The organism is Streptomyces sp. NBC_00984, assembly GCF_045162475.1.
In the GTDB taxonomy this organism is placed as follows: Bacteria; Actinomycetota; Actinomycetes; order Streptomycetales; family Streptomycetaceae; genus Streptomyces.
This window is the reverse complement of record NZ_CP108734.1, coordinates 1,093,704-1,114,694: the sequence shown is the minus strand read 5'-3', so window position 1 is coordinate 1,114,694 and position 20,991 is coordinate 1,093,704. Positions and strand designations below refer to the sequence as shown.

Annotated in this window: 19 protein-coding genes and 2 pseudogenes; 12 read left to right on the top strand and 9 right to left on the bottom strand. The window is 67.1% G+C overall.

Going from position 1 to position 20,991, the window contains the following annotated elements:
- Window positions 1–14: 14 nt before the first annotated feature.
- Window positions 15–554, bottom strand: a complete 540-nt coding sequence (locus OG520_RS04760) for a TetR/AcrR family transcriptional regulator (RefSeq protein ID WP_406012292.1) — start codon at window positions 552–554, stop codon at window positions 15–17.
- A gap of 156 nt (window positions 555–710) precedes the next feature.
- On the opposite strand from OG520_RS04760, the gene OG520_RS04755 reads away from it, so the two are divergent.
- The 3 genes and pseudogenes from OG520_RS04755 to OG520_RS04745 form a co-directional block, all read left to right on the top strand.
- Window positions 711–1,124, top strand: a complete 414-nt coding sequence (locus tag OG520_RS04755; protein WP_406012291.1) for a PPOX class F420-dependent oxidoreductase — start codon at window positions 711–713, stop codon at window positions 1,122–1,124.
- 17 nt (window positions 1,125–1,141) lie between these two features.
- On the top strand, window positions 1,142–1,963 hold the full coding sequence (locus OG520_RS04750) for an SDR family NAD(P)-dependent oxidoreductase (protein ID WP_406012290.1): 822 nt from the start codon (window positions 1,142–1,144) through the stop codon (window positions 1,961–1,963).
- A 177-nt stretch (window positions 1,964–2,140) separates the two neighbouring features.
- Window positions 2,141–2,296 (top strand): annotated as a pseudogene (locus OG520_RS04745) (transporter); the annotation flags it as partial.
- Window positions 2,297–2,317: 21 nt separating this feature from the next.
- Here the strand turns inward: OG520_RS04745 and OG520_RS04740 are convergent.
- Window positions 2,318–3,556, bottom strand: coding sequence for an IS110 family transposase (locus OG520_RS04740; RefSeq protein ID WP_406012289.1), 1,239 nt, complete (start codon window positions 3,554–3,556; stop codon window positions 2,318–2,320).
- A gap of 423 nt (window positions 3,557–3,979) precedes the next feature.
- Between OG520_RS04740 and OG520_RS04735 the strand changes: the two genes are divergently transcribed.
- Both OG520_RS04735 and OG520_RS04730 read left to right on the top strand, forming a co-directional pair.
- A complete protein-coding gene (locus tag OG520_RS04735) occupies window positions 3,980–4,513 on the top strand; it encodes a GrpB family protein (RefSeq protein WP_406012288.1) in 534 nt (177 codons plus the stop codon).
- A 58-nt stretch (window positions 4,514–4,571) separates the two neighbouring features.
- Complete coding sequence (locus OG520_RS04730; protein WP_406012287.1) at window positions 4,572–5,423, top strand: transposase family protein; 852 nt, start codon at window positions 4,572–4,574, stop codon at window positions 5,421–5,423.
- Between the two features lie 19 nt (window positions 5,424–5,442).
- Here OG520_RS04730 and OG520_RS04725 read toward each other — a convergent pair whose 3' ends face one another.
- Both OG520_RS04725 and OG520_RS04720 read right to left on the bottom strand, forming a co-directional pair.
- A complete protein-coding gene (locus OG520_RS04725; RefSeq protein ID WP_266501566.1) occupies window positions 5,443–5,922 on the bottom strand; it encodes a hypothetical protein in 480 nt (159 codons plus the stop codon).
- Window positions 5,919–7,076, bottom strand: a complete 1,158-nt coding sequence (locus OG520_RS04720) for an IS256 family transposase (protein WP_406012286.1) — start codon at window positions 7,074–7,076, stop codon at window positions 5,919–5,921. The genes OG520_RS04725 and OG520_RS04720 overlap by 4 nt, the downstream gene beginning before the upstream one ends.
- 423 nt (window positions 7,077–7,499) lie before the next feature.
- On the opposite strand from OG520_RS04720, the gene ltrA reads away from it, so the two are divergent.
- Together ltrA and OG520_RS04710 are read left to right on the top strand one after the other, a co-directional pair.
- The gene (gene ltrA, locus OG520_RS04715; protein WP_406012285.1) at window positions 7,500–8,759 is read left to right on the top strand and encodes a group II intron reverse transcriptase/maturase; all 1,260 of its coding nucleotides are present in this window, start codon (window positions 7,500–7,502) and stop codon (window positions 8,757–8,759) included.
- A 283-nt stretch (window positions 8,760–9,042) separates the two neighbouring features.
- Window positions 9,043–12,147 carry an AfsR/SARP family transcriptional regulator gene (locus tag OG520_RS04710; protein ID WP_406012284.1) on the top strand — a complete coding sequence of 1,035 codons (3,105 nt, stop codon included), beginning with the start codon at window positions 9,043–9,045 and terminating at the stop codon, window positions 12,145–12,147.
- A 172-nt stretch (window positions 12,148–12,319) separates the two neighbouring features.
- Here the strand turns inward: OG520_RS04710 and OG520_RS04705 are convergent, their stop codons facing one another.
- The 3 genes from OG520_RS04705 to OG520_RS04695 form a co-directional block, all read right to left on the bottom strand.
- Window positions 12,320–12,631, bottom strand: coding sequence for a hypothetical protein (locus OG520_RS04705; protein WP_406012283.1), 312 nt, complete (start codon window positions 12,629–12,631; stop codon window positions 12,320–12,322).
- 175 nt (window positions 12,632–12,806) lie between these two features.
- Window positions 12,807–13,987, bottom strand: a protein-coding gene (locus OG520_RS04700; RefSeq protein ID WP_406012282.1) for an IS3 family transposase whose coding sequence is annotated in 2 segments (ribosomal slippage) — window positions 12,807–13,720 and window positions 13,720–13,987 — 1,182 coding nt in all. Because the reading frame shifts where the segments join, the coding sequence is not laid out codon by codon here.
- Between the two features lie 138 nt (window positions 13,988–14,125).
- Window positions 14,126–14,734 carry a group II intron maturase-specific domain-containing protein gene (locus OG520_RS04695; protein WP_406012281.1) on the bottom strand — a complete coding sequence of 203 codons (609 nt, stop codon included), beginning with the start codon at window positions 14,732–14,734 and terminating at the stop codon, window positions 14,126–14,128.
- A 332-nt stretch (window positions 14,735–15,066) separates the two neighbouring features.
- Here OG520_RS04695 and OG520_RS04690 point away from each other — a divergent pair, with 332 nt between their 5' ends.
- Window positions 15,067–15,321 carry a hypothetical protein gene (locus OG520_RS04690; protein WP_406012280.1) on the top strand — a complete coding sequence of 85 codons (255 nt, stop codon included), beginning with the start codon at window positions 15,067–15,069 and terminating at the stop codon, window positions 15,319–15,321.
- A gap of 101 nt (window positions 15,322–15,422) precedes the next feature.
- Here the strand turns inward: OG520_RS04690 and OG520_RS04685 are convergent.
- Window positions 15,423–15,833 (bottom strand): annotated as a pseudogene (locus OG520_RS04685) (hypothetical protein).
- Between the two features lie 298 nt (window positions 15,834–16,131).
- Between OG520_RS04685 and OG520_RS04680 the strand changes: the two are divergent.
- From OG520_RS04680 to OG520_RS04670, 3 genes are read left to right on the top strand one after another with little or no spacing between them, the layout of a single operon-like run.
- Window positions 16,132–17,808 (top strand): FAD-dependent oxidoreductase, encoded by a 1,677-nt coding sequence (locus tag OG520_RS04680; protein ID WP_406012279.1) that lies wholly within the window; start codon window positions 16,132–16,134, stop codon window positions 17,806–17,808.
- On the top strand, window positions 17,805–19,268 hold the full coding sequence (locus OG520_RS04675; RefSeq protein WP_399338134.1) for an ATP-binding protein: 1,464 nt from the start codon (window positions 17,805–17,807) through the stop codon (window positions 19,266–19,268). The genes OG520_RS04680 and OG520_RS04675 overlap by 4 nt, the downstream gene beginning before the upstream one ends.
- Window positions 19,265–19,618, top strand: coding sequence for a UBP-type zinc finger domain-containing protein (locus OG520_RS04670; protein ID WP_406012278.1), 354 nt, complete (start codon window positions 19,265–19,267; stop codon window positions 19,616–19,618). Before OG520_RS04675 ends, OG520_RS04670 begins: the two co-directional genes overlap by 4 nt.
- Before the next feature lie 268 nt (window positions 19,619–19,886).
- Here the strand turns inward: OG520_RS04670 and OG520_RS04665 are convergent, their stop codons facing one another.
- Window positions 19,887–20,375: a WD40 repeat domain-containing protein gene (locus OG520_RS04665; RefSeq protein WP_406012277.1), complete on the bottom strand. Its 489-nt coding sequence runs from the start codon at window positions 20,373–20,375 to the stop codon at window positions 19,887–19,889.
- Window positions 20,376–20,472: 97 nt separating this feature from the next.
- Between OG520_RS04665 and OG520_RS04660 the strand changes: the two genes are divergently transcribed.
- Complete coding sequence (locus tag OG520_RS04660) at window positions 20,473–20,964, top strand: transposase (protein WP_406012276.1); 492 nt, start codon at window positions 20,473–20,475, stop codon at window positions 20,962–20,964.
- Window positions 20,965–20,991: the final 27 nt, after the last annotated feature.

Genomic DNA, 20,991 nt, shown 5'->3' with positions numbered 1-20,991 from the left:
GTGGCGCAGTTGCGTCAAGTGGGGCCGAGTCCGGTGAACAGGGACTGGGCCACCATGTCGGCTCCCTGGGCAGGAGCCAGCTCCGACATCTCGTGCGAGGCGATGTTGGTGAGATGAACGAGCAGGGAGCGGGCCCAGCGGTCCGGAAGACCGGGGCGGATGAATCCCTCGCGCACCGCGCGGGCCAAGAAGGCGTCGAGTTGCTCGATCAGCCAGTGGAGACGGGCAGCCGCCGCTTCGTCCTCTACCTGCTGCAAGTCCACCGGCCACCGTCTGCTGACGGTGATGATGCCCTCCGCGTATCGGTGTAGCGCCACCGCCACGGGCGCCTCTGTCAGCCGCGCCTGGGCGAGGACCTGCTCGCAGGCGTCGAGCTTGGCCGTATGGACGGCGGCCATCAGCGCCTCGCGGGTCCTGAAGCGCCGGTAGACGGTGCGTCGGTCAACGCCTGCCGCCGCTGCGATCGCCGCGATGCTCGTGCCGGGGTCCTGCGCCAACAGACGTGCTCCGGTCTGCAGGACCGCGTCCAGGTTGCGTGCTGCGTCAGCTCTCATCGTGACCGGAGCATACACAGGTGCGGGGCTGATGGGCCAATATATGCCACACTCCTATTGCAAGTAACCGACTAAGTGTCGCATAGTTGTGGCCCTTGATTCGTCTGATGTATCCGCCGTCGCATCAGTCCTCATTCCTCATCCCAGGAGTCATGCGTGAGCCCGGTCCACATGTCCGAGAAGTTGCAAGACGCCCTCGATTCCAGAGTCTTCGTCACCGTGGCGACTCTCCAACCCGACGGCAGCCCGCACCAGTCAGTGGTCTGGGTGGGGCGGGATGGCGACGACCTGTTCTTCGTGACCGGAATCGACAAGCTCAAAGTGCGCAATCTGCGGCGCGATCCGCGGCTGAGCGTGGCGGTCAATCCGCCGGCCGAGCCGTACGGGTACGCGGTGATCAGCGGTACCGCGCGGTTGGAGGGCGCGGGCAGCCGGGAGCGGATGGACGAACTGGCCGTCAAGTACACCGGCAAGACATACGCCGAACACCACCCGGAGTCGTATGCCGCCCTCCCGGAACTGGTCACCGTCCACGTCACCCCCGAAAAGATTGCGGCGCGGTTCCTGTGAGCCGAAGGAGAGCGGGTATGAAGACCTACGTCATCACTGGTGGCACGGACGGCATTGGCAAGGCGCTCGCACTCGAGTACCTGGAAAGGGGGCAGGAGGTGGTGGTCGTCGGGCGCAGTGCGGAGAAGGGCGAAGCATGGCTCGACGCTGCGCGACAGCGTGATGCGGCCGGACGGGCGCACTTCATGCGCGCCGACCTGAGCCTGATGGCCGAGACCAGAGCAGTGACCGACAGAATCAGGTCTTCCTTCGCAAAGGTCGACGCTCTGGTGCTGTGCGCCCGGCACTTCCGGAGCACCCGTCTGGTCACGGCCGAGGGTTTCGAGAACACCTTCGCGCACTTCTACCTGAGCCGCTTCGTACTGAGCTACGAGCTGGTTGACCTGCTTGAAGCCGCTGGCACCCCGGTCATTCTCAACGTCGCCGGTCCCGGCGGCGGAGGAGAGATCCGCTGGGAGGACCTGGAGTTGGCGCTGGAGTACGACGGGCAACGGGCGCTCGCACAAGGCGGGCGGCTCAACGACTTGCTCGGCGTCGGCTTCGCGGCTGGACGGCCGGGGACGAACGTGCGGTATGTACTGCTCAACCCGGGAATGGTCAGCACCAGTTTCTCCGGGCAGTACACCCCGAGCGTCATGGCGCAGATCGACGCCATGCGCCAGTCTGCCCAGTCAGTCGACGAGGCCATAGTGCCGATCCTCAAGGTGTTGGATGACCCGCCCGCTGCGTTGCTCAGCGCCTTCGTGCGGGGTGAGCCGCTCAGCCCACACGGCCCTTGGTTCGCGGTCGAAGAAGCGCGGCGGCTACGCGAGCACACGGAGAGGCTGCTGCCTGATTAACCCTTGAGGGGCTGAGGTGGTGGACCTCAGCCCCTCTGCCGAAGAGAGCCGGTCAGCCTTCCCCGTACCCGTCGGCCAGGGTTGGGCTGTCCATCGCCTGCGACGCCGAAGGCGTCAACGGCCCCAACTCGGCGTCACGGACATGTAACCTATGAACCGTCGCAGTTCAGAGCCGGTATCCGAGCTCCCGCGGTCGGTAAAATCGAGTACAAGCGGGGCGTCGATCCCGGTGTCGTCAACCAGGGCCTGTTCTACCTCTCGTGGCTGACGGATCACCGGGCCGAGTTCGAGCAGCTGGTCCGTGACCAGCTCGGGGCTATGGCCGCATCCCAGACATCCGATGCGGTTGATCTGTCAAGCGGCTGTAGGTAGGGCGGCTGTCTCGAGTGGTGGGAACGCGATGGTTTCGTCATAGCGCATGCGCTTGGTGAGGTAGTGGTGGAGGCAGCCGAGCAGTCGGCTGAAGAGGTGGCGTTGGGCGGCTGTGTGGCGGTCTCCGGCTTCTCGCCGACGGTCGTAGTGGGCGCGGGCCCCGGGTGACGACAGCGTGGAGAAGGCCCAGACGTAGCCGACGGCGGCGAGTCGCTGGTTCTTGACCCGGCGGGCCATGACGGCGAGGCTTTTGCCGGACGCCCGGGTGACCGGCGCGGCCCCGGCGAAGGCTTTGAGTCCTTTTGCGTCGGTGAAGCGGGATCGGTCGTCTCCGATCTCGGCGAGCACCCGGGCGCCGGTGAGTGAGCCGAGCCCTGGCAAACTGGTGGTGATCTCGGCGTCCGGGTGTGTATCAAAGGACGCCACTGCCGCGGCAGTGAGGTCGTCGGCGCTGGTGCAGGCGGCTTCGAACTGCCGCAGCAGCGCGAGGGTCTGGCATCCCATGGCCTGTTCGACCTGGGGTAATTGCCGCATCTGGGGAAGCCGGAATGCCTCGCGAAGCCGGTCTGCCTCGGCCTCGATGCCGAGCTGGCGGCCGGCTTTCTTCAGCAGCGACCGTAGCTGGGTGCGGGTGAGCTTGGCGGCGTGGGCCGGGGTGGGAGCGGTGGCCAGGACGACGCGTGCGATGGGTAAGCACAGTCCTTCGCGGGTGTGCTGGAATGCGGCGAGGAAGCCGGGGAAGTACTCGCGCAGGTGTGAGCGGAGTTTGTTACCGGCCTGGGTGCGGTTCCAGACCGCGTCCTGTTGGGCGCGGGCGAGGACGGCGATGGCCTGGGCGAGTTCGCTGTCGCCGGGCAGTGACCGGTGGGCGGTCCGGTCCGTGCGGAGGACGTTCGCTAGGACCATGGCGTCGAGGTGGTCGGACTTCTTGCGGGCGACTGCGTGGCGATCGCGGTAGCGGGAGGCGGCCATCGGGTTGATGGCATAGACGGGGCGTTTGGTGGCGCGCAGGCAGGCGAAAAGGAGCCCGCGGGACGTCTCGATGGCCACGGGGATCGGGGAGTTCTCGGTGTCGCCGTGCTCGGTCAGGAGGTCCAGCAACTGTTGCAAACCAGCGACGTCGTCTCCGATCCGAGCTCGGGCCACCATGGCTCCGTCGTGGTCGACCAGGGCGACGTCGTGATGGTCGCTGGCCCAGCCGATGCCGCAGAACACTCTCATTGTGCTGTTCGGTTCCTCTCGGTCGGGGTTACTGCTGGTCGCAGCCGCGCGGGGGCACGCGTCTCCCTAATGGAAGGGCTCGATGGCCCTGCATCCGATTAGCCGTTCGTGACCCCAGCTATCCGCAGGGCCCTCGGTCTGTGGAAGAGCTCGGCGGCTCCGGGTTCAGTGAGAGGTGGTTCCTGCGAACGGCTCGAACCACGGGTTTCAACGATCTGATCGTCAGACTGGGTACGCTGCGGTGGCAGTGGACGGGACCGGGAGGCCGGCTCTTGTCCGAGAACTTGAAGTCCCGGGGGCGCCTTGCGACTTCCCCGGCACCGACCGCCACCACAGCGAGCACAGCTCTTACGACTTGGTACGCGATAGCCGGGGCCGTCAGAGCGATTCGATGGGCCCTGGCGATCCTGCGAGACTGCTGGCATGACTGGCGTGATCGTGGTCGGCGACTATGACCCCCGATGGCCCGAGCGGTTTGAGGACCTGCGGGAGCGGCTTGCACCTCACGTCGCGGACCTGGCTGTATCCATTGAGCATGTCGGAAGCACAGCCGTGCCCGGATGTGCCGCCAAGCCGATCATCGACCTCGACATTGTGGTGGCCGAGGACGCCACCATGCCCGAGCTGATCTCCCGGCTTACCGAGCAGGGCTACCGGCACGAAGGCGATCTGGGGATTCCGGGGCGGGAGGCCTTTCAAGCCCCTCCTGCGGCCCCCGAACATCACCTGTATAGCGTGGTCACAGGCTCCAGACCCCACCTTGATCACGTCTTGCTCCGTGACTACCTACGTCAGCGGCCCGATGAAGTCCGGCGCTACAGCGCGTTGAAGGTGGCCCTCGCACAGCGGTTCCGCGCCGACAGTCAGGGCAGACGGGACTACTCGAGGGCGAAGAGCGCTCTGGTGGAGGAACTGGTCGCGAAGTCCTACCTCGCTCGGGCCGCCGGAGAACCGTGACGTGACGGTGGCCGCACGGGTTGGTGATGTTGTGACGCATTACCGAGCCCGTGCGGCCTTGTCTCATCCTGCCTTCTGCGGCCTTGAGCGTGCACATCTCGGCGTTCTGATCCAGGAGTTGGCCGACCCCTGGCTGGGGCGGTGCGAGTCCGAGTTGCGTGAGCGTCGTGGCGGAGAGCGCAAGCGGGCCGCCGGAGCCGGGCCGGATCACAAGCTGGTCTTCACCGACAGGGTCCTGGTCACCGTGGTCCACCTGCGTCTGCAGTTGCCGCACGCGGCACTGGCCGAGCTCTACGGCGTCTCCCGCCCAACCGTCACCCGCGCCATCCACGAGATCCGCCCGCTGCTGGCTGTCCGCGGCTTCGCCGTCCCCGACCGGCCCGGCATCCGCCTGCGCACCCTGGCCGATGTCTTCGCCTACGCCAAGGCCGAGGGTGTCGAGCTGCGCATCGACGGCACCGAGACCCAGGTCCGCCGCCCCCAGGCCGGCCGCCCCGGCCGCAAGGCGTTCGTATCCGGCAAGAAGAAGCAGAACACCGCCAAGACCACCACCATCAGCGACGGCTCGGGACGCCTGCTGTGGTCCGGGGCCGACCGGCCCGGCAGAATGCACGACCGGACCGCGATGCGCACCGAAGGCATCGCCGAGCAGCCGTGTCTGTATCCGCAGGTCAAGGCGAAGGTCGACGAGGGTTACCGGGGCCTGGCCAACGACTTCCCCAACCAGGTCCAGGCACCGCCACGCAAGCCGAAGGACAAAGTGCCGCTGGGCGAGAACTACGCCTGGCGCGAGGCGCGCCGACGGCAGTCCTCCGCGCGGATCTGCGTGGAGCACACAATCGGCGAGGAGAAGAAGTGGCGGCCGCTCCAGCGGTACCTCGGCCGGCGCGATTCCTACGCCGAGCAATAGTCAAGACTTGTGGATTAAGTCAGCCTGGTTTCTTGAGGTGATGGAGTCGGTGGTGTGCCGCATTGCGGACTCGGCGGGTCCGCCCGCGTTCTGCGAGTAGTCGCAGGACGTCGGGTGCGGTGACGATCTGTGTGGTCACGGCTGTGCGCTGGAGCCAGTCGGAGGCATCGGTGAGCTCCTCGGCGGCCCACGGCTCTCTCAGAGCGAGGGTCCTGAGCAGGCGCCATTCGTGGAGTCGGGTGGTGAGAAAGTCGTGCTGGTCGATCACCCTGGACATGGCCTGGGCCCATGCCGTGAATGCCGGGTCGGTGATCAGTTCGGTGGCCCGGCGGTCCAGGTGTCGGCTCACCGCGCTGACGGCCATGCTGGTGTCCTCATCGCGCAGAACAGCAGCCAGCAGATCGGCTTCGTCGGCCGCGGCGACGGACTGCAGGGCCTGGAGGTAGTGAGCGAATCGCCGGTGTTCGGCGGGCTCGTCGCTCTGGCGCCGGCTGTTCATGCCGCCTTGCCTTCCGGTCGTTCCATGAGGTGGCCGTTCTCGAAGCGGGCGCCGGCCCGGACGAGGGCGACGAGGTGGGGTGCGGTGACCGCTCGCCAGCGGGCCTGGGCGGATTCCACGAGCTTGAAGACCATCGCGAGGGCGGCGGCCGGACTGCCGGCACCGCGGGTGACCTTGGTCCGAAGCTTCACCGTGCTGAACGTCGACTCGATCGGATTTGTCGTGCGCAGGTGGACCCAATGTTCGGCGGGGAAGTCGTAAAAGGCCAGCAGCTCGTCGACCTCACCGGTGATCTTCTTGGTGGCCTTGGGCCACTTCGCGCCGTACGTCTTCTCGAACGTGGTGACCGCCTTCTCCGCGTGCGCGCGGTCCTCGGCGTTGTAGATCTCCTGCAGGACCGCTCGTGCTCCGGGCTGCGCGGACTTCGGTAGCGCGTTCATGTCATTCCGCGTCTTGTGAACCCAGCACCTCTGGTGCCTGGCCTGCGGAAACACCTCTGCCAGGGCCCGCCACAATCCCATCGCGCCGTCCCCGACGACGAGCATCGGATCCGTCATCCCGCGACGACGGCAGTCCCGCAGCAGGTCGGCCCAGGACTCCGTCGACTCGCGCAGGCCCTCAGCGATCGCGATCAGCTCCTTGGTCCCGTCGACGCGGACGCCCATCAGGACCAGGTGGCAGGAGTGGGTCTGCGAGAGGCGGATCTTGGGGTGGACGCCGTCGGCCCATACATAGACGTAGTCGGATTCAGCCAGGTCACGGCGCTGGAACTCCGCGTGGTCGGCGGTCCACTGCTTCGTCAGCCGGGTCACCGTGGCCGGCGACAGCCCGGCCGCCGAGCCCAAGAACTGCTCCATCGCGGGCACGAAGTCACCCGAGGAAAGGCCGTGCAGATAGAGCAGTGGCAGCACCTCGCTGATCTTCGGGGCCTTCCGGCACCACGGCGCGAGGATCTTCGAGGAGAACCGCTTGCGCCCGCCGGTCTCCTCGTCGACCCGCTTGTCGTTCACGCGTGGGACAGCGACCTCGACCGGCCCGGCGGCCGTCGTCACCGTTCGCGGCCGGTGGCGGCCGTTGCGGACCACCAGTCGACGGCCGGCCTTGTCACGCTGCCCGGCGAGCTCGGCTATGTACTGATCAACCTCCGCCTCCATCGATCACTCGGGAAGGTACGCCCTTTCACGTCCCAACCCGAGGCCGATCCACAGGTCTTGAGCATTGCTCCGAAAAAATAGTCAGATGGCGTCAGAACCGGGATGAAGCTCTTGATCCCGGGATAGGCCCGGCGGGAGCCCGTCGACTGGCCGGGCGGCGTCCGGCGTAGAGGTGACGTGAGACCTGTCTGCCGCTCTCGTACGGAACGTGGGAAGGCGTGTTCGGCATGGCCGCGTGCAGTAGCGCGGTCACCCGGGAGTGCCCAAGTCGGGAGTTCCCCGTAGGGACTTCGAGTACCGGGCCGAGTGCGCCGGCGGACCGGCTCGTAGTGGTGCCGAAGCCCCTGTAACGGGGGTGGAGCGAAGGGGCCGGGTCGTTCGTGGCTGTTTCGGCGCGTCAACCAGAGCTCTGGGAGGAGCCTGATGGACCAGCTGAAAGCATCTGGCAAGCCGTTCGACATCTCCAAGCAGGAGGTGTGGGACGCCTGGATCAAGGTGAAGGGCAATCAGGGAGCGCCGGGGGTGGACGGGGTGTCCATCGAGGAGTTCGAGAAGGATCTGCGGGGCAATCTGTACAAGATCTGGAACCGGATGTCCTCGGGCACCTACTTCCCGCCTCCGGTGATGGCGGTGGAGATCCCCAAGCCACATGGTGCCGCTGGTACGCGTGTGCTCGGGGTGCCCACTGTCGCGGATCGGATCGCGCAGACGGTGGTGGCCGTGCATCTGGGGGAGCGGGTGGAGCCCGTGTTTCATCCCGACTCCTACGGTTACCGCCCGAATCGTCCGGCCCTGGACGCGGTCGGGCGGTGCCGCAGGCGTTGCTGGAAGTACGACTGGGTGATCGATCTCGACATCCGGAAGTTCTTCGACAGCGTGCGGTGGGACCTCGTGATCAAGGCCGTTGAAGCGCACACCGATGCTCGTTGGGTGGTGCTGTATGTGAAGCGGTGGCTGGCCGCCGAACTACAGCTGCCCGACGGGACCTTGCTGACCAGAGACCGGGGAACCCCACAGGGATCATCGGTCTCACCCGTCCTGGCCAACCTGTTCATGCACTACGCGTTCGACACCTGGCTGGCCCGGGAGTTCCCTGGAGTCACCTTTGAACGCTACGCGGACGACGCGGTGGTGCACTGCACCACTGAGTCCCAGGCCCGCAGGGTCCTGGCCGCACTGCACGGACGGATGGCCGAGGGCGGGCTGGAGCTGCACCCGGACAAGACGAAGATTGTGTACTGCAAGGACAGCAACCGGCGCGGCTCGTTCGAGCAGGTGTCGTTCACGTTCCTGGGGTACACCTTCCGGCCGAGGTCGGCCCAGCGGAAGGACGGCGTGGTGTTCACGGCGTTCCTCCCCGCGGTCAGCAGGGACGTCCTGAAGAAGATGAGCGCGGTAGTGCGGTCCTGGCGACTGCACCGCCGCGTCAACAGCACGGAGGCGGACCTCGCACGGATGGTCAATCCGATCGTGCGGGGATGGATGGCCTACTACGGGGCCTTCTTCCATACCGAGCTGACGCCCGTACTCGACCGCATCAACACCTATCTGTTGCGGTGGATCACGAAGAAGTACAAGAGATCGGGGACCTTGCGCAAGGCCCGCCAGGCGATGGCGCAGGCCGCCGCCCGGAGCCCCCGGTACTTCGCACACTGGATCTGGGTGAAACCGGCCGTCAAGTGACCAGAGCGACAAGAGCCGTATGACGGGAGACTGTCACGTACGGATCTGTGGGAGCCCCGGGTTGCGATGCCCGGGGCCACCCGACCACGTTCACCTGTACGCCGACACCGCACAACTGACATGACGCCACGTCACTCATGAGACCGGCGAACTGGATCAATTCCAATCACGCAATGCCCCCTGGTAAAGCAACAACCAGGGGCAGGCTTCACGCGACCGCCTTGCCGCGCCAATCTGTCTGTGATGGGCTTGCCATCGGTGTCCGTACTGTCTGGGGAGAATAGTGCTCACCGTAAAGCTGCTCGGCATGGTGGGGATCGATACAGTGGGCGGCTTTGTGACAGCTGGCCCGGGCAAGCAGAGTTGTGTGTTCGCCGCACTCGCCGTCCATCCCGGGCAACTCCTGACGCCGGAGACCCTGATCGACCGGGTCTGGGGCGATCAAGCGCCGCTCGCGGTCCGCAGCGCCCTATTTGCATACATCTCGCGCCTACGCCGAACGCTGGCGAACAGCGGCGATCCCGCCATCGAACTGCGGCGTGCCGGAGCCGGGTACGCACTCGTGGTCGAACCCGGATCAGTCGATCTCCACCGGATGCGCCACCTGCGTAGCGAGGGCCGAAAGGCAGCGGGGCAGCAGGATCACGCGGCGGCCGCGCGGCTATTCCGCGAGGCCGCCGGGCTCTGGAACGGCGAGGCCCTGAGTAGTGTGGCGGGCGACTGGGCGGCCCGGGTCCGGCTTGGCATCGACCAAGAACGCCTGCTCTTGCTAGGTGAGTTGTTTGACTCGGAGCTCCAGCTCGCACGCCACCAGGAGATTGTTCATGAGCTCGCGAACCTTGTGGCCGAACATCCATTGGACGAGCCCCTGGCCGCCCGGTTTATCCTGGCATTACACCGGAGCGGCCGGACAAACGAGGCGTTGGCCCACTACCGCCGCACGCGGCGGCACCTGAACGACGAACTTGGCGCCGACCCTGGCCCGGTATTGCAGCAACTTCATCAGCAGATGCTCAGCTCGACCTCGGCGCCTCCCACCAGTGCCGCGCCACGCGGTGCCACACCGCCTGATCACGCAGACCAGTGGAATCTGCCCCAGCCCGGGCACCTGCCGCGCGCAGCCGCCGGGTTCGTGGGCCGGGACCAAGAATTAGCGGCGCTTGGTGCGGAGTTAAAGGCGGTCGAGCCGATGCTTACCAGGATCTCGGGCATGGCCGGGATCGGAAAGACGACACTTGCCGTGCACTGGGCCCACCAGGCGCGCCGGCACTTCCCCGACGGGCAGCTGTTCGTCGACCTGCGAGGTTACGGTCCCGGACGACCGCTGCGCCCCCTGGAGGTGCTGGCGCGCTTCCTTGTCTCCCTCGGCGTCCCGCCGGATCGGGTGCCCACCGAGGAGGAGCAGGCCGCCGCCCTGTTCCGCTCGGCCGTCGTCGACCAGCGGCTGCTCGTAGTTCTCGACAACGCGCACTCCACGGAGCAGGTCCGACCGCTGCTGCCCGGTTCGTCCGGGGTGTCAGTGTTGGTCACAAGCCGGAACCGGCTGATCGGCCTGGGCGCCAGAGAGGGCGCGAACGAGCTGCAGCTAGGCGTATTCAGCGAAGCCGAGGCAGTGGAACTCATCCAGCGGGTCGTCGGCGAAAAGCAGGCGCCCCGCGCGGGGCAGGCCGGGACGACAGCGGCAGCCGAGTTGGCGCGCCTATGTGGCCGGCTGCCCCTGGCGGTACGCATCGCGGCGGCCCAGGCGGCCTCCACCCCGGCGATCAGCCTGGACTTCCACGTCGCCAGGCTGGCCGATGGCGACCGGCTCGCGAAACTGGCGGTCCGCGGCGACGAACAGATGGCCGTACGTGCAGCCTTCGACCACTCCTACGCCGCACTCGACCTCGAGCTGCAACGGCTGTTTCGACTGCTGGGCCTCCTGCCGTTCGCTGACTTCCCGGCTCAGCTGGCCGATGCGCTCGTCGCCGACGCCAACCCCGATTTCTCCAGCCGCATCCTGTCCCGGGCGGAGCCGCTGCTCCAGCGACTCGCCGATGCCCACCTCGTCAACCGATCCGCCGACAACCGTTACTTCCTCCACGACCTACTCCGTCAGTACGCCCACGATCTGGCACTAGCGAAGGAGCCTAAGGGCGAACGGGCAGCAGCGATACGGCAGGCGTACGAGTGGTACATCCAACACGCCTATGCAGCAGCTCGCGTACTGTTTCCCCAACTCTTGACGCTGTGTGCGGCACCGGCTGATGGTGTTCTGTTTCCCGACGGCGACGCCGCGGCTGTCTGGATCGCCAGTGAGGGACAGAACCTCGTCACGGCCACCGTCACAGCCACCGAGCTAGGCTTCCCCGAGGCGGCGTGGCTGCTCGCCGACGCCCTGCGCGGCCACCACATGGCTCATCGGAACATCGCGGAGTGGACGACCGTTGCGGGGGCCGGCCTTGACGCAGCGACCTTCGCAGGGGACGCGCGCGCCCAAGCGTCTTCCCTTCTGAACCTGGCCGTCATGCACAACTGCACCGGCGACTTGGACGCGGCCATCGACCACAACCGGCGAGCGCTGCGCCTAGCCGATACCGCGGACTGGCCGGAAGGCCAGGCGACCGTCCTGGCCAATCTCGGGATCGCATACTCGATCCAGGGGCTCTCGGGTGAGGCCGCTGAACACCTCGCCAGGTCGCTGGCGATCAACCGTGCACTGGGCCGCAGCGTGAGCGCGGCGATCAACCTCAACAACCTCGGTACTCTCAACACCTTGACCGGGCGGATCGATACAGCGATCGCATACCTGCGGGAGAGCCTGGACCTGCACCGGGCGGCTGGTGGCGAGCGGGGACAGGCCGCCGCACTCATAAACCTTGGCATCGCCCACCACCAGCTTGGGGAGCTCGACGCAGCCCGAGCCTGCCTTGTCGAGGCAGGCCGACTCGACCGAAAGCTGGGCCATGTCGACGGCGAGAGCGCCGCACTGGCACACCTCGCCTGCGTGGAACTGGACGCCGGGCACACCGACCGGGTCCTCGAACTCGCTCGGACGGCAGCTGCCATGATCCGCCGGGCTAGCGACCCATACGCCGAGGCCGTCGCGCTCAATGCGCTAGCGACGGCCCAGCACCAGTTCGGGAACCGCACAGTCGCCCGGCTCCATCATGGGCGTGTACTCCGGCTAGCCGACTCATGCGGTAGTCGGCAGCCAGCTATCACGGCCCTGATCGGAATCGCTGAACTGGACTGCGAGGCCGGTCATCTGGATGCCGCCGAGCAGCATGCGCGCCGGGCTCATAATCTGGCTGCGGAAGCCGCCTATCGACCGCTGCAAAGTCGGGCGCTTGCCTTGCTGGCCGAAATCAACCTCAAGCGTGGCGGACCAGCACGCCCCGTCGAATAGGCCGTGCGGGCCCGCCAGGTGTGTTGCCTGCCTGGGCGTAGCGGACCCACACGGCCTGTTCACTATGCTCGGTGAGGTCCGCGCGATGGTGTGCGGGCCTCACCGCCCCCGTTGCGGTGGCTGGGTCCGGACGCCCTTGTCCGATTCGGATGGGCTGAGGGCGCCCCCTCCGTTAGCAGACGGCGGTGCGGGCGTACACCCGCGGTGCCTCGTAGCTGATTCCCTTCCGCGCCCCTGCTGGCAGGGTCCAGCACGTGCCCACGTCATTGCCCTGATAGACGACCTGTACGCGCATGGTCTTGCCGCAGCCGTTGTACAAGTCGATGAGGCCACCCCAGGGATTCGGCTTAACGTCCCTCTGGATACAGGCGGGTGCCGTCCCCCCGGCAGCCGACGCCGTACCGGCGAACACGAGGGGAGCGCCTGTCCCCAGCAGTGCTACCGCGGCGAGGGTGGCCACCCTGGCCTTGGAGATCTTCAGCATGACGCGAATCCTTCCGTGCGTTTGTGTGAAGGTGGTCAGCGAGCCTGCGGGCGCGGTCTTCCAGCGCTGCTCGGTTCGCTTCCACCGGCTTGACGCAAACTCTGCACGTAAGGCTTTGCGTAGATCTTGCACAGTTCTTGGACGGGGCCTTCCCCGTGATCGTGGACACCGGTTGTCATGCGGCGGTGGCCAGCGTAGTTGATCGCTGTTCGTAGGTGATCGGGCTGATCTGGCCGAGGCGGGAGTGCCGTCGGCGGGTGTTGTAGCGGGTCGCCCAGCGGAAGACCGCGAGGCGGGCCTCACGGGCCCCGTTCCACCGCTTGCGGCCCTGGAGCGTCTCGCGCTTCATGGTCGCGTTCAGACTCTCCGCGGCGGCGTTGTCCGCACTTGCGCCGACCGCGCCGCGCGATCTGGTCACACCCAGCTCCGAGTAGACCTGGGCGAACTCCTTCGACACATATTGCGCCCCGTTGTCGCTGTGAAATATCGCCCTGCGTAGACCGTCCCCGCCGCGGGCCCTCGCTGCGGCCCTAAGCGCGTCGGTGACCAGCGAGGTCCGCATGTGGTCGGCGATCGACCAGCCCGTCAGGCGTTTCGGGCACAGGTCCAACACCGTTGTCAGATAAAGGAATTGGCCGTTGTCGACGGAGAGATAGGTTATGTCGCCCACGTACTTGGTGTTCGGCACCTGGGCGGTGAAGTCCCGCTGGAGCAGGTCCGGAACCGGCGTGGCCGACGGCTCGGGAATGGTCGTGCGGACCTTCTTGCGCAGGTGCAGCCCGACGATGTGGAACTTGCGCATGACGCGCTCGACCCGCTTGTGATTGACCCGCCAACCGGAGTCCTTCAGCTCGGCGGTGACGCGCGGGACCCCGTAGGTGCCGTCCGATTCCTGATGGATCCGGTTGATGTGCTCGGCGAGCTCGACGTCCGCCTGGGCCCGGCTGGCCCGCGCGTCCGCGCCGGCCAGCCACCGGTAGAAGCCGGACCGCGAGACCGTGAGTATCCGGCACAGCCGCTTGACGCCGAAGGCGCCACGATGATCGTCGACGAACTGGAAGCGGCTGCTCACCAGCTGGTCTCGGCCGCAAAGTACTTCGCGGCCCTCCGCAGGATCTCCCGCTCGAGCTCGAGTTCTTTGACCCGGGCCCGCAGCTGCCGGTTCTCCTTCTCCATCGCGGTGGCCTCCACCGCCCCGGGACGGGCTGCCTGCTCGGCATCCCGCACCCACGTGCGCAGCGTCTCGTGGTTGATGCCCAGGTCCTTGGCCACCGACGCGTACGTCCCACCCGGGCTCGAGTGGTACAGCGCGATGGCATCGGCCCGGAACTCAGGCGAGTACTTCGATGTCCCCAACGGGAACTCCTGTCCTATGGATCTTCACGATCCAATCAGGGTGTCCACGATCGAGTAGCCGAGGGGGATCTCACCCCTCGGCTCTCACGGAACCGTGCGTAAAAGTCTCCCGTTACACGGCTCTTGTCGTCCTGATCTTCAGAGCGTGCAGGCGTCGGTGGAAAGGCGCCAGTGAGCGAACATCCGTGGGTACCGCTTGGCGATCTCCACGAGCTTCGCGTGGGCCCTCTTCGTGCCGTCGAGCCGCTTGTACTTCCGGCGGATCCAGCGCACCAAGTAGGCGTTGATGCGCATCAAGAAAGGCAGCAACTCCCACGGCCGGAGGCGGCCGTAGTAGCTGATCCAGCCCCGAACCACAGGGTTGATCCTGCGGGCGAGGTCCGCGAAGGAGATGTCGGTGCGGTAGTGCAGTTGCCAGGAACGCACCTCGCGACCGATCCGGGTCAGGGCCTGCCTGCTGATGGCCGGCTCGAACGACAGGAATTGCTTGCCGTGCCGATTCCGGTTCTTCCTGGGCCGGAACGTGTACCCAAGAAACGTGAACGACGTGTGCTCGTAGGAGCCTCGCCGGTACGAGTCCTTGCAGTAGACGATCCGAGTCTTGTCTGGGTGCAGCTGCAACCCGACTTCGACCAGCCTGTCCCTGAGCGCGGCCAGCACTTGGCGGGCCTGGCGCTCGGTGACGCAGTGCAGCACCGCGTCGTCCGCGTAGCGTTCGAACCAGATGGTCGGGAACTCCCGCGCCATCCAGGGCTTCGGCGTAGTCGCGGCTTGAGTGGGTTTTCCCGATGTCTGCCGGCGGTGGCCCGGACGCAGGACAGGCACGAGCTTCCAAGATCAAGGGGAAACGCCCCACCTCAGCCTCGCCGAAATCAGACGCCTGATCACCCGCATCAACGACCGCGCTCCCACCCCGATCGATCACATCCTGCACTGGTCACACTGGCGCCGACGACGACAACACCAAGCCCGCGTCAGTCACTACAAACGACGCGGACACAGCCCATAGAACTGGCCACCCATCAGCATAAACTCCGTTGCAGTACTAAAGAGGCCGAGTTCCTACGTGGGGAGTCGGGATGAAGATCACCGTTGTGGGACGAGGACGCGTCGGAGGCGGCCTGGCCAGTCTGTGGGAGAAGGCCGGCCACGAGGTGACGGGTCTTGGCCGCGATGGCGGCGACGCGGCCGGTGCCGACGTCCTGGTGATCGCGGTACCGGGCCCGGAGGTCGCCGATGCGCTGGCCCAGGTGTCCGGGCTGGCCGGACAGGTAACCATCGACGCCTGCAACCTCTACGAGCGAGCGATGGTTTCGCCGACTGCAGCACGGTGAGCCCCGTCTTCCACGCTTCCGAGCGTGGCCGGCTCCCGGCGCCGCCCGCCGTCGGTTCATTGTTCGCCATGGGTGAGGCCTCCTCCGGTAGGCGGGCTGGGTCAGGAGAGCCAGTCCGTGTAGTGCGTGGGGGCGATACAGGCGTCGCCCATGGTGGTGAGAACGTCGCCGCTGAGAGCGGCGAGCATGCCGGCGGTGACGACGCTGCGACCGTCGGGACGGGCGTTAAGGGTGATCCGTCCGAGGTCGTCGAGGAGGAAGACGTCGGGCCCGCCGACGTTGAGAGTGCCGTTCAGGGGGTACCCGCGGAGACTTCGGCGACGGCGTCGGAGACGTCCTGGGCGGCGATCGGCAGGATCGGGGCGGGCAGATGGACGACGTCACCCTCAGTGGTCTACGAACAGGACCGCGGCGACGAACTCCAGCGGCACGGCCTCGTGCCCTGCCGCGTTCAGCTTCTTCACGACCTGCGATCCGATCAGGCCCGTACCGCCGACCACTGAGAACTTCATCGGTTGCCTTCCATCACATACTGCTGGGTCCTGCCCTCAGCCTGCGACGGCTTGTTGCGCGGCGCACGCGGGCCGTGCCCGGCCAGTCGGCGCCCCCGTGACGTACCCGTGCTGCTGAGCTCTGAGGCGGCACACCAGGTGGTGCTCTGGCTCGGCAGCGCTCTGCCACCGTCAGGTCACCCAGGCCGCACGGGCCGTAGCAGCCGATGCAGTCCGGCTCGATCGAACATACGATAGTCGTGAGCGTGCTCGGGCAGCTCGTCGTGCTGGCCGTCTGAAGCGCGTAGGGCGGAGGAGTATGGCACAGGCCACCGACGCAACGCGGACCGTCATCCTGACAGTGGACGACGACCCGGGAGTCTCCCGCGCCATCGCCCGCGACCTGCGGCGCCACTACGGCGGCGGCTACCGGATCGTACGCGCCGAGTCCGGCGAATCCGCGCTGGAGGCGCTGCGCGAGCTGAAGCTGCGCGGCGACCTGGTGGCCGTGATCCTCGCCGACTACCGGATGCCGCAGATGAACGGCATCGAGTTCCTCGAACAGGCACTCGGTGTGTACCCGGGGGCGCGGCGCGTGCTGCTGACCGCCTACGCCGACACCGACGCTGCCATCGACGCGATCAACGTCGTCGACCTCGACCACTATCTCCTCAAGCCTTGGGACCCGCCCGAGGAGAAGCTCTACCCGGTCCTGGACGATCTCCTCACGGCCTGGCGGTCCAGCGACTACCGGCCGGTACCCACCACCAAGGTGGTCGGGCACCGCTGGTCCGCCCCCTCCTCGCGGACGCGCGAATTCCTCGCCCGCAACCAGGTGCCGTACCGCTGGTACTCCTCCGACGAACCGGAGGGACAGAGGCTTCTGGCGGCGGCCGGGGCCGACGGCCGACGGCTCCCCCTGGTTATCACGTCGGACGGTACCGCGCTGATCGAGCCGGAGCCGACCGAACTGGCCGCCCACGTGGGGCTCGCGACCACGCCGACCGCCGCGTTCTACGACCTCGTCATCATCGGCGGCGGCCCGGCCGGACTCGGCTCGGCGGTGTACGGGGCCTCCGAGGGACTGCGGACCGTACTGGTCGAGCGGTCGGCGACCGGCGGACAGGCCGGCCAGAGTTCCCGCATCGAGAACTACCTCGGCTTCCCGGACGGCGTGTCCGGTGCGCAGCTGACCGATCGTGCCCGCCGCCAGGCGAGCCGCTTCGGTGCCGAGATCCTCACCGCTCGCGAGGTCACGGGGCTGGAGGTGAACGGTTCGGCGCGCGTCGTACGCTTCTCCGACGGCTCAGCGGTCGCCGCGCACAGCGTCATCCTGGCGACGGGCGTGTCGTACCGGCAGCTGGGGGCGCCGGGATGCGACGAGCTGACCGGCTGCGGGGTGTACTACGGCTCGTCACTCACCGAGGCGTCGTCCTGTGAGGGCCAGGACGTGTTCGTCGTCGGCGGCGCGAATTCCGCCGGGCAGGCGGCGGTGTTCCTGGCTCGGGGCGCGAAGTCGGTGACCATGCTGGTGCGCGGGGAGTCCCTGACAGCGTCGATGTCGTACTACCTGATCCAGCAGGTCGACGAGGCCCCGAACATCACCGTGCGGCTCCGGACCGTCGTCAAGGAGGCGCACGGCGAGGAGCACCTGGAACGGCTGATTTTGCGGGATACCGTGACCGGCGCCACCGAAGTCGTCGATGCCCAGTGGATGTTCGTCTTCATCGGTGCCGCCCCGCTGACCGACTGGCTCGGAGGGACTGTGCTGCGCGACGGGAACGGCTTCATCCTCGCCGGACCGGATTTGACGCCGGACGGGCGCCCCCCTGCCGAATGGGCACTGGACCGGCCGCCTTACTACCTGGAGACCAGCATCCCGGGTGTGTTCGTGGCGGGCGACGCGCGCGCCCGGTCCGCGAAGCGCGTCGCGTCCGCCGTAGGAGAGGGAGCCATGGCCGTGATGCTCGTCCACCGCTTCCTGGAGCAGTCATGAGCGCACAGGTCATGGCCTGCGACCCGCACGAGATCGGCTCGCTGTTCCTCTTCGAGAAGCTCTCCCCGGAGCAGCTCGGACGGCTGTGCTCCGAGGGACGGATGGAACGGTTCGAACCCGGCCCGGTGTACACCGAGGGCGACCCGGCGACCTGCTTCTACGTGATGGTCGAGGGAACCGTCGTACTGTCCCGCCGGGTCGGCGGCGACGATGTGGAGGTCAGCCGGACCTCGCAGCGCGGCGTGTACGCGGGGGCCATGCAGGCATATCTGGGCGACCAGGTCCCGCAGACGTACATCAACTCCATGCGGGTGACCGAACCCACCCGGTTCTTCGTACTGCCCGCACAGTCGTTCGCAGACGTCATGAGGGAATGGTTCCCGATGCCGACGCACCTGCTGGAGGGGCTCTTCTTCGGCTCCAAGAACACCCAGCGGGCCATTGGCCAGCGGGAACACCTGCTGGCGCTCGGAACGTTGTCCGCCGGACTCACCCACGAGCTCAACAATCCGGCCGCGGCCGCCGTCCGCGCCACCGCGGCACTGCGTGAGCGGGTCGGCAGGATGCGGAACAAACTGGCGGTCATCGCCCAGGGCCGCTACTCCCGAGTGGCCCTCGCCGAGCTCATCGAGATCCAGGAACGCACCGCCGAACGCGTCGCCAAGGCACCAATGCTGACCCCTCTGGAGGTGTCCGACCGGGAGGACGAGCTCGCCGGCTGGCTGGAGGATCACGGCATCCCGGAGGGCTGGCGGATCGCGCCGGCCTTCGTCCAAGCAGGGCTGGACACTGATTGGCTGGACCAGGTCGCGGCGACGGTGGGCGAAGGAATCCTGCCGGGGGCGATCGGCTGGCTCAACTACACGGTCGAGACCGAGCTGCTGATGGACGAGATCGACGACTCCACCACCCGCATCTCCCGCCTGGTGGACGCGGCCAAGCAGTACGCGCAGCTCGACCGCGCCCCTCACCAGGACGTCGACGTCCACACACTCCTCGACAGCACGCTGCTGATGCTGTCCGGCAAGATCGGCCCTCGGGTGAGGGTGGTCAAGGACTACGACCGCTCCCTCCCCGAAATACCCGCCTACCCGGCGGAACTCAACCAAGTGTGGACCAACCTCATCGACAACGCGGTGGCCGCCATCGGCAGCACGGGCCACGACGGCACCCTGACGGTCCGCACGGCCAGGGAGGGCGACCGACTGCTCGTGGAGTTCCGCGACACCGGCCCCGGCGTCCCCGAGGACATCCGCAGCCGCATCTTCGACCCCTTCTTCACCACCAAGTCCGTCGGGGAGGGCACCGGCCTCGGCCTCGACATCTGCTGGCGGATCGTCGTCAACAAACACCACGGCAGCCTCCAGGTCGAGTCCGTACCGGGCGACACGCGATTCCAGGTGCTGCTGCCGCTGACCGCCCCCGAGACCGAAACCACAACCACCGAGGAGTCCGTATGACCGACATCGACGGCATCGCGGCGAACGTCCCGCCCAGCACTACCGGCTGCGCGGACTGCGACGCAGTGGGCGGCTGGTGGTTCCACCTCCGGCGCTGCGCGCGGTGCGGCCACATCGGCTGCTGCGACTCGTCACCGGCGCAGCACGCCACCGCCCACTGGAAGTCCTCTGGGCACCCCGTGGTACAGAGCTTCGAGCCGGGTGAGGAGTGGTACTGGAACTACGCCACCGATGTCCTGTACGAGTCCGGACCCGAACTGGCCCCGCCGACCAGCCACCCGGCCGCCCAGCCGACCCCGGGACCGGCCGACCGTGTCCCGCAGAACTGGCCGGACCTGCTGCATCCCTGAGAACCAGCGGCGGGATGACCAAGATAGGCATATATACGCCCATCTATGGCTTGAACAAGGGTGCAGGCCCTACCGGTCACCCAACAGCCCGACCGCAGTGCAACACTCTCCCGCCGATCCGCCTGCAGCCTGCGGTCCATCTCCGGCGAGCCGGGAAGGCCGTCTCTCAGAGCGTCAGCCCAGCTCCGCTGGAACCGATGGTAGTCCGGGACGCGGCACATCCCGTGCTCGCGCGCAGAGCCGCTGCCCCTCGAACTGCTCGATCCGGTCAGGGGGGTGGGGCCTTCCACAGTCGTATGGCACCGTCGAAGGTGGCGGTTGCGACGAGCCGACCGTCGGGGCTGAATGCCACGTCCGATACGTTCGATGTGTTTCCGACCAGCTGGGCCTGCAGGTCGTGCTCGGTTGTGTCCCACAGTTGCACCACCTCGCCGCCGAAAACAGCGAGTGTCGCACCACGGGGGCTGTAGGTGACTCCGACCTTCCCGGTCGTCGTCTCGCCGAGGGAGGTTTCGGAGCGGCCGCTGGGTGCTTGCCACAGTTGTATGGGCGCGGTGTCGTCGTCGCATGAGGTGGCGAGGCTCTTGCCGGAGGGGCTGAAAGCCACGGCCAAACCGTCCTCGCAAAGGTCGAAGCGCTCGCGTGCCGTGCGCTTGGCCACATTCCACCGTTGTGCCTCGTACCCGTCGGTGTGGCTGTACTTGTCGTTGCGGTAGCCCGCAGTGGCCAGCGTCTTGCCGTCGGGGCTGAACGCCACCTGCCGGGCATTCAATTCGTTGTCGAGGACGGCGAATTGTCTGCCCTGGTTCTTGCCGCTGTCCGCGTTCCACAGCCTTACGCCATTGAGACCCCCGGTGGCGAGGAGGCGGCTGTCGGGGCTGAATGAACCGCCGACTTATATCAAGCAGCTCACGGACAACGCTGCCCGGATGCAGAGCCTGGTAGAGGCATCGAGCAGCACGCTGATGGACACCCCGGGCATCGGGCCAGTCATGGCCGCTCGGCTGATCGGCCGCACCGGACGGGCTCACCGCTTCTCCACCTCGGCGGCATTCGCGAACTATGCCGGTGCCGCCCCGGTGGAGATCGCCAGCGCGGACAAAGCCCGCCACCGGCTCTCCCGCTCCGGCGACCGTCAGCTCAACTCCGTCCTCCACACCATCGCGGTCGTGCAGATACGGATGCCGAAATCACCCGGACACGCCTACTACCAGCGCAAACTCTCCGAGGGTAAGACGCCGAAGGAAGCGAAGCGGTGCCTGAAACGCCGCCTGGCCGACCACGTGTGGCGCGTCATGATCGCCGATGAGCGAAAAGCCAAGTCGCTCCCTAACCATGGGACTTGACAAGAAACAGAGGCACCCCGGGTTCGG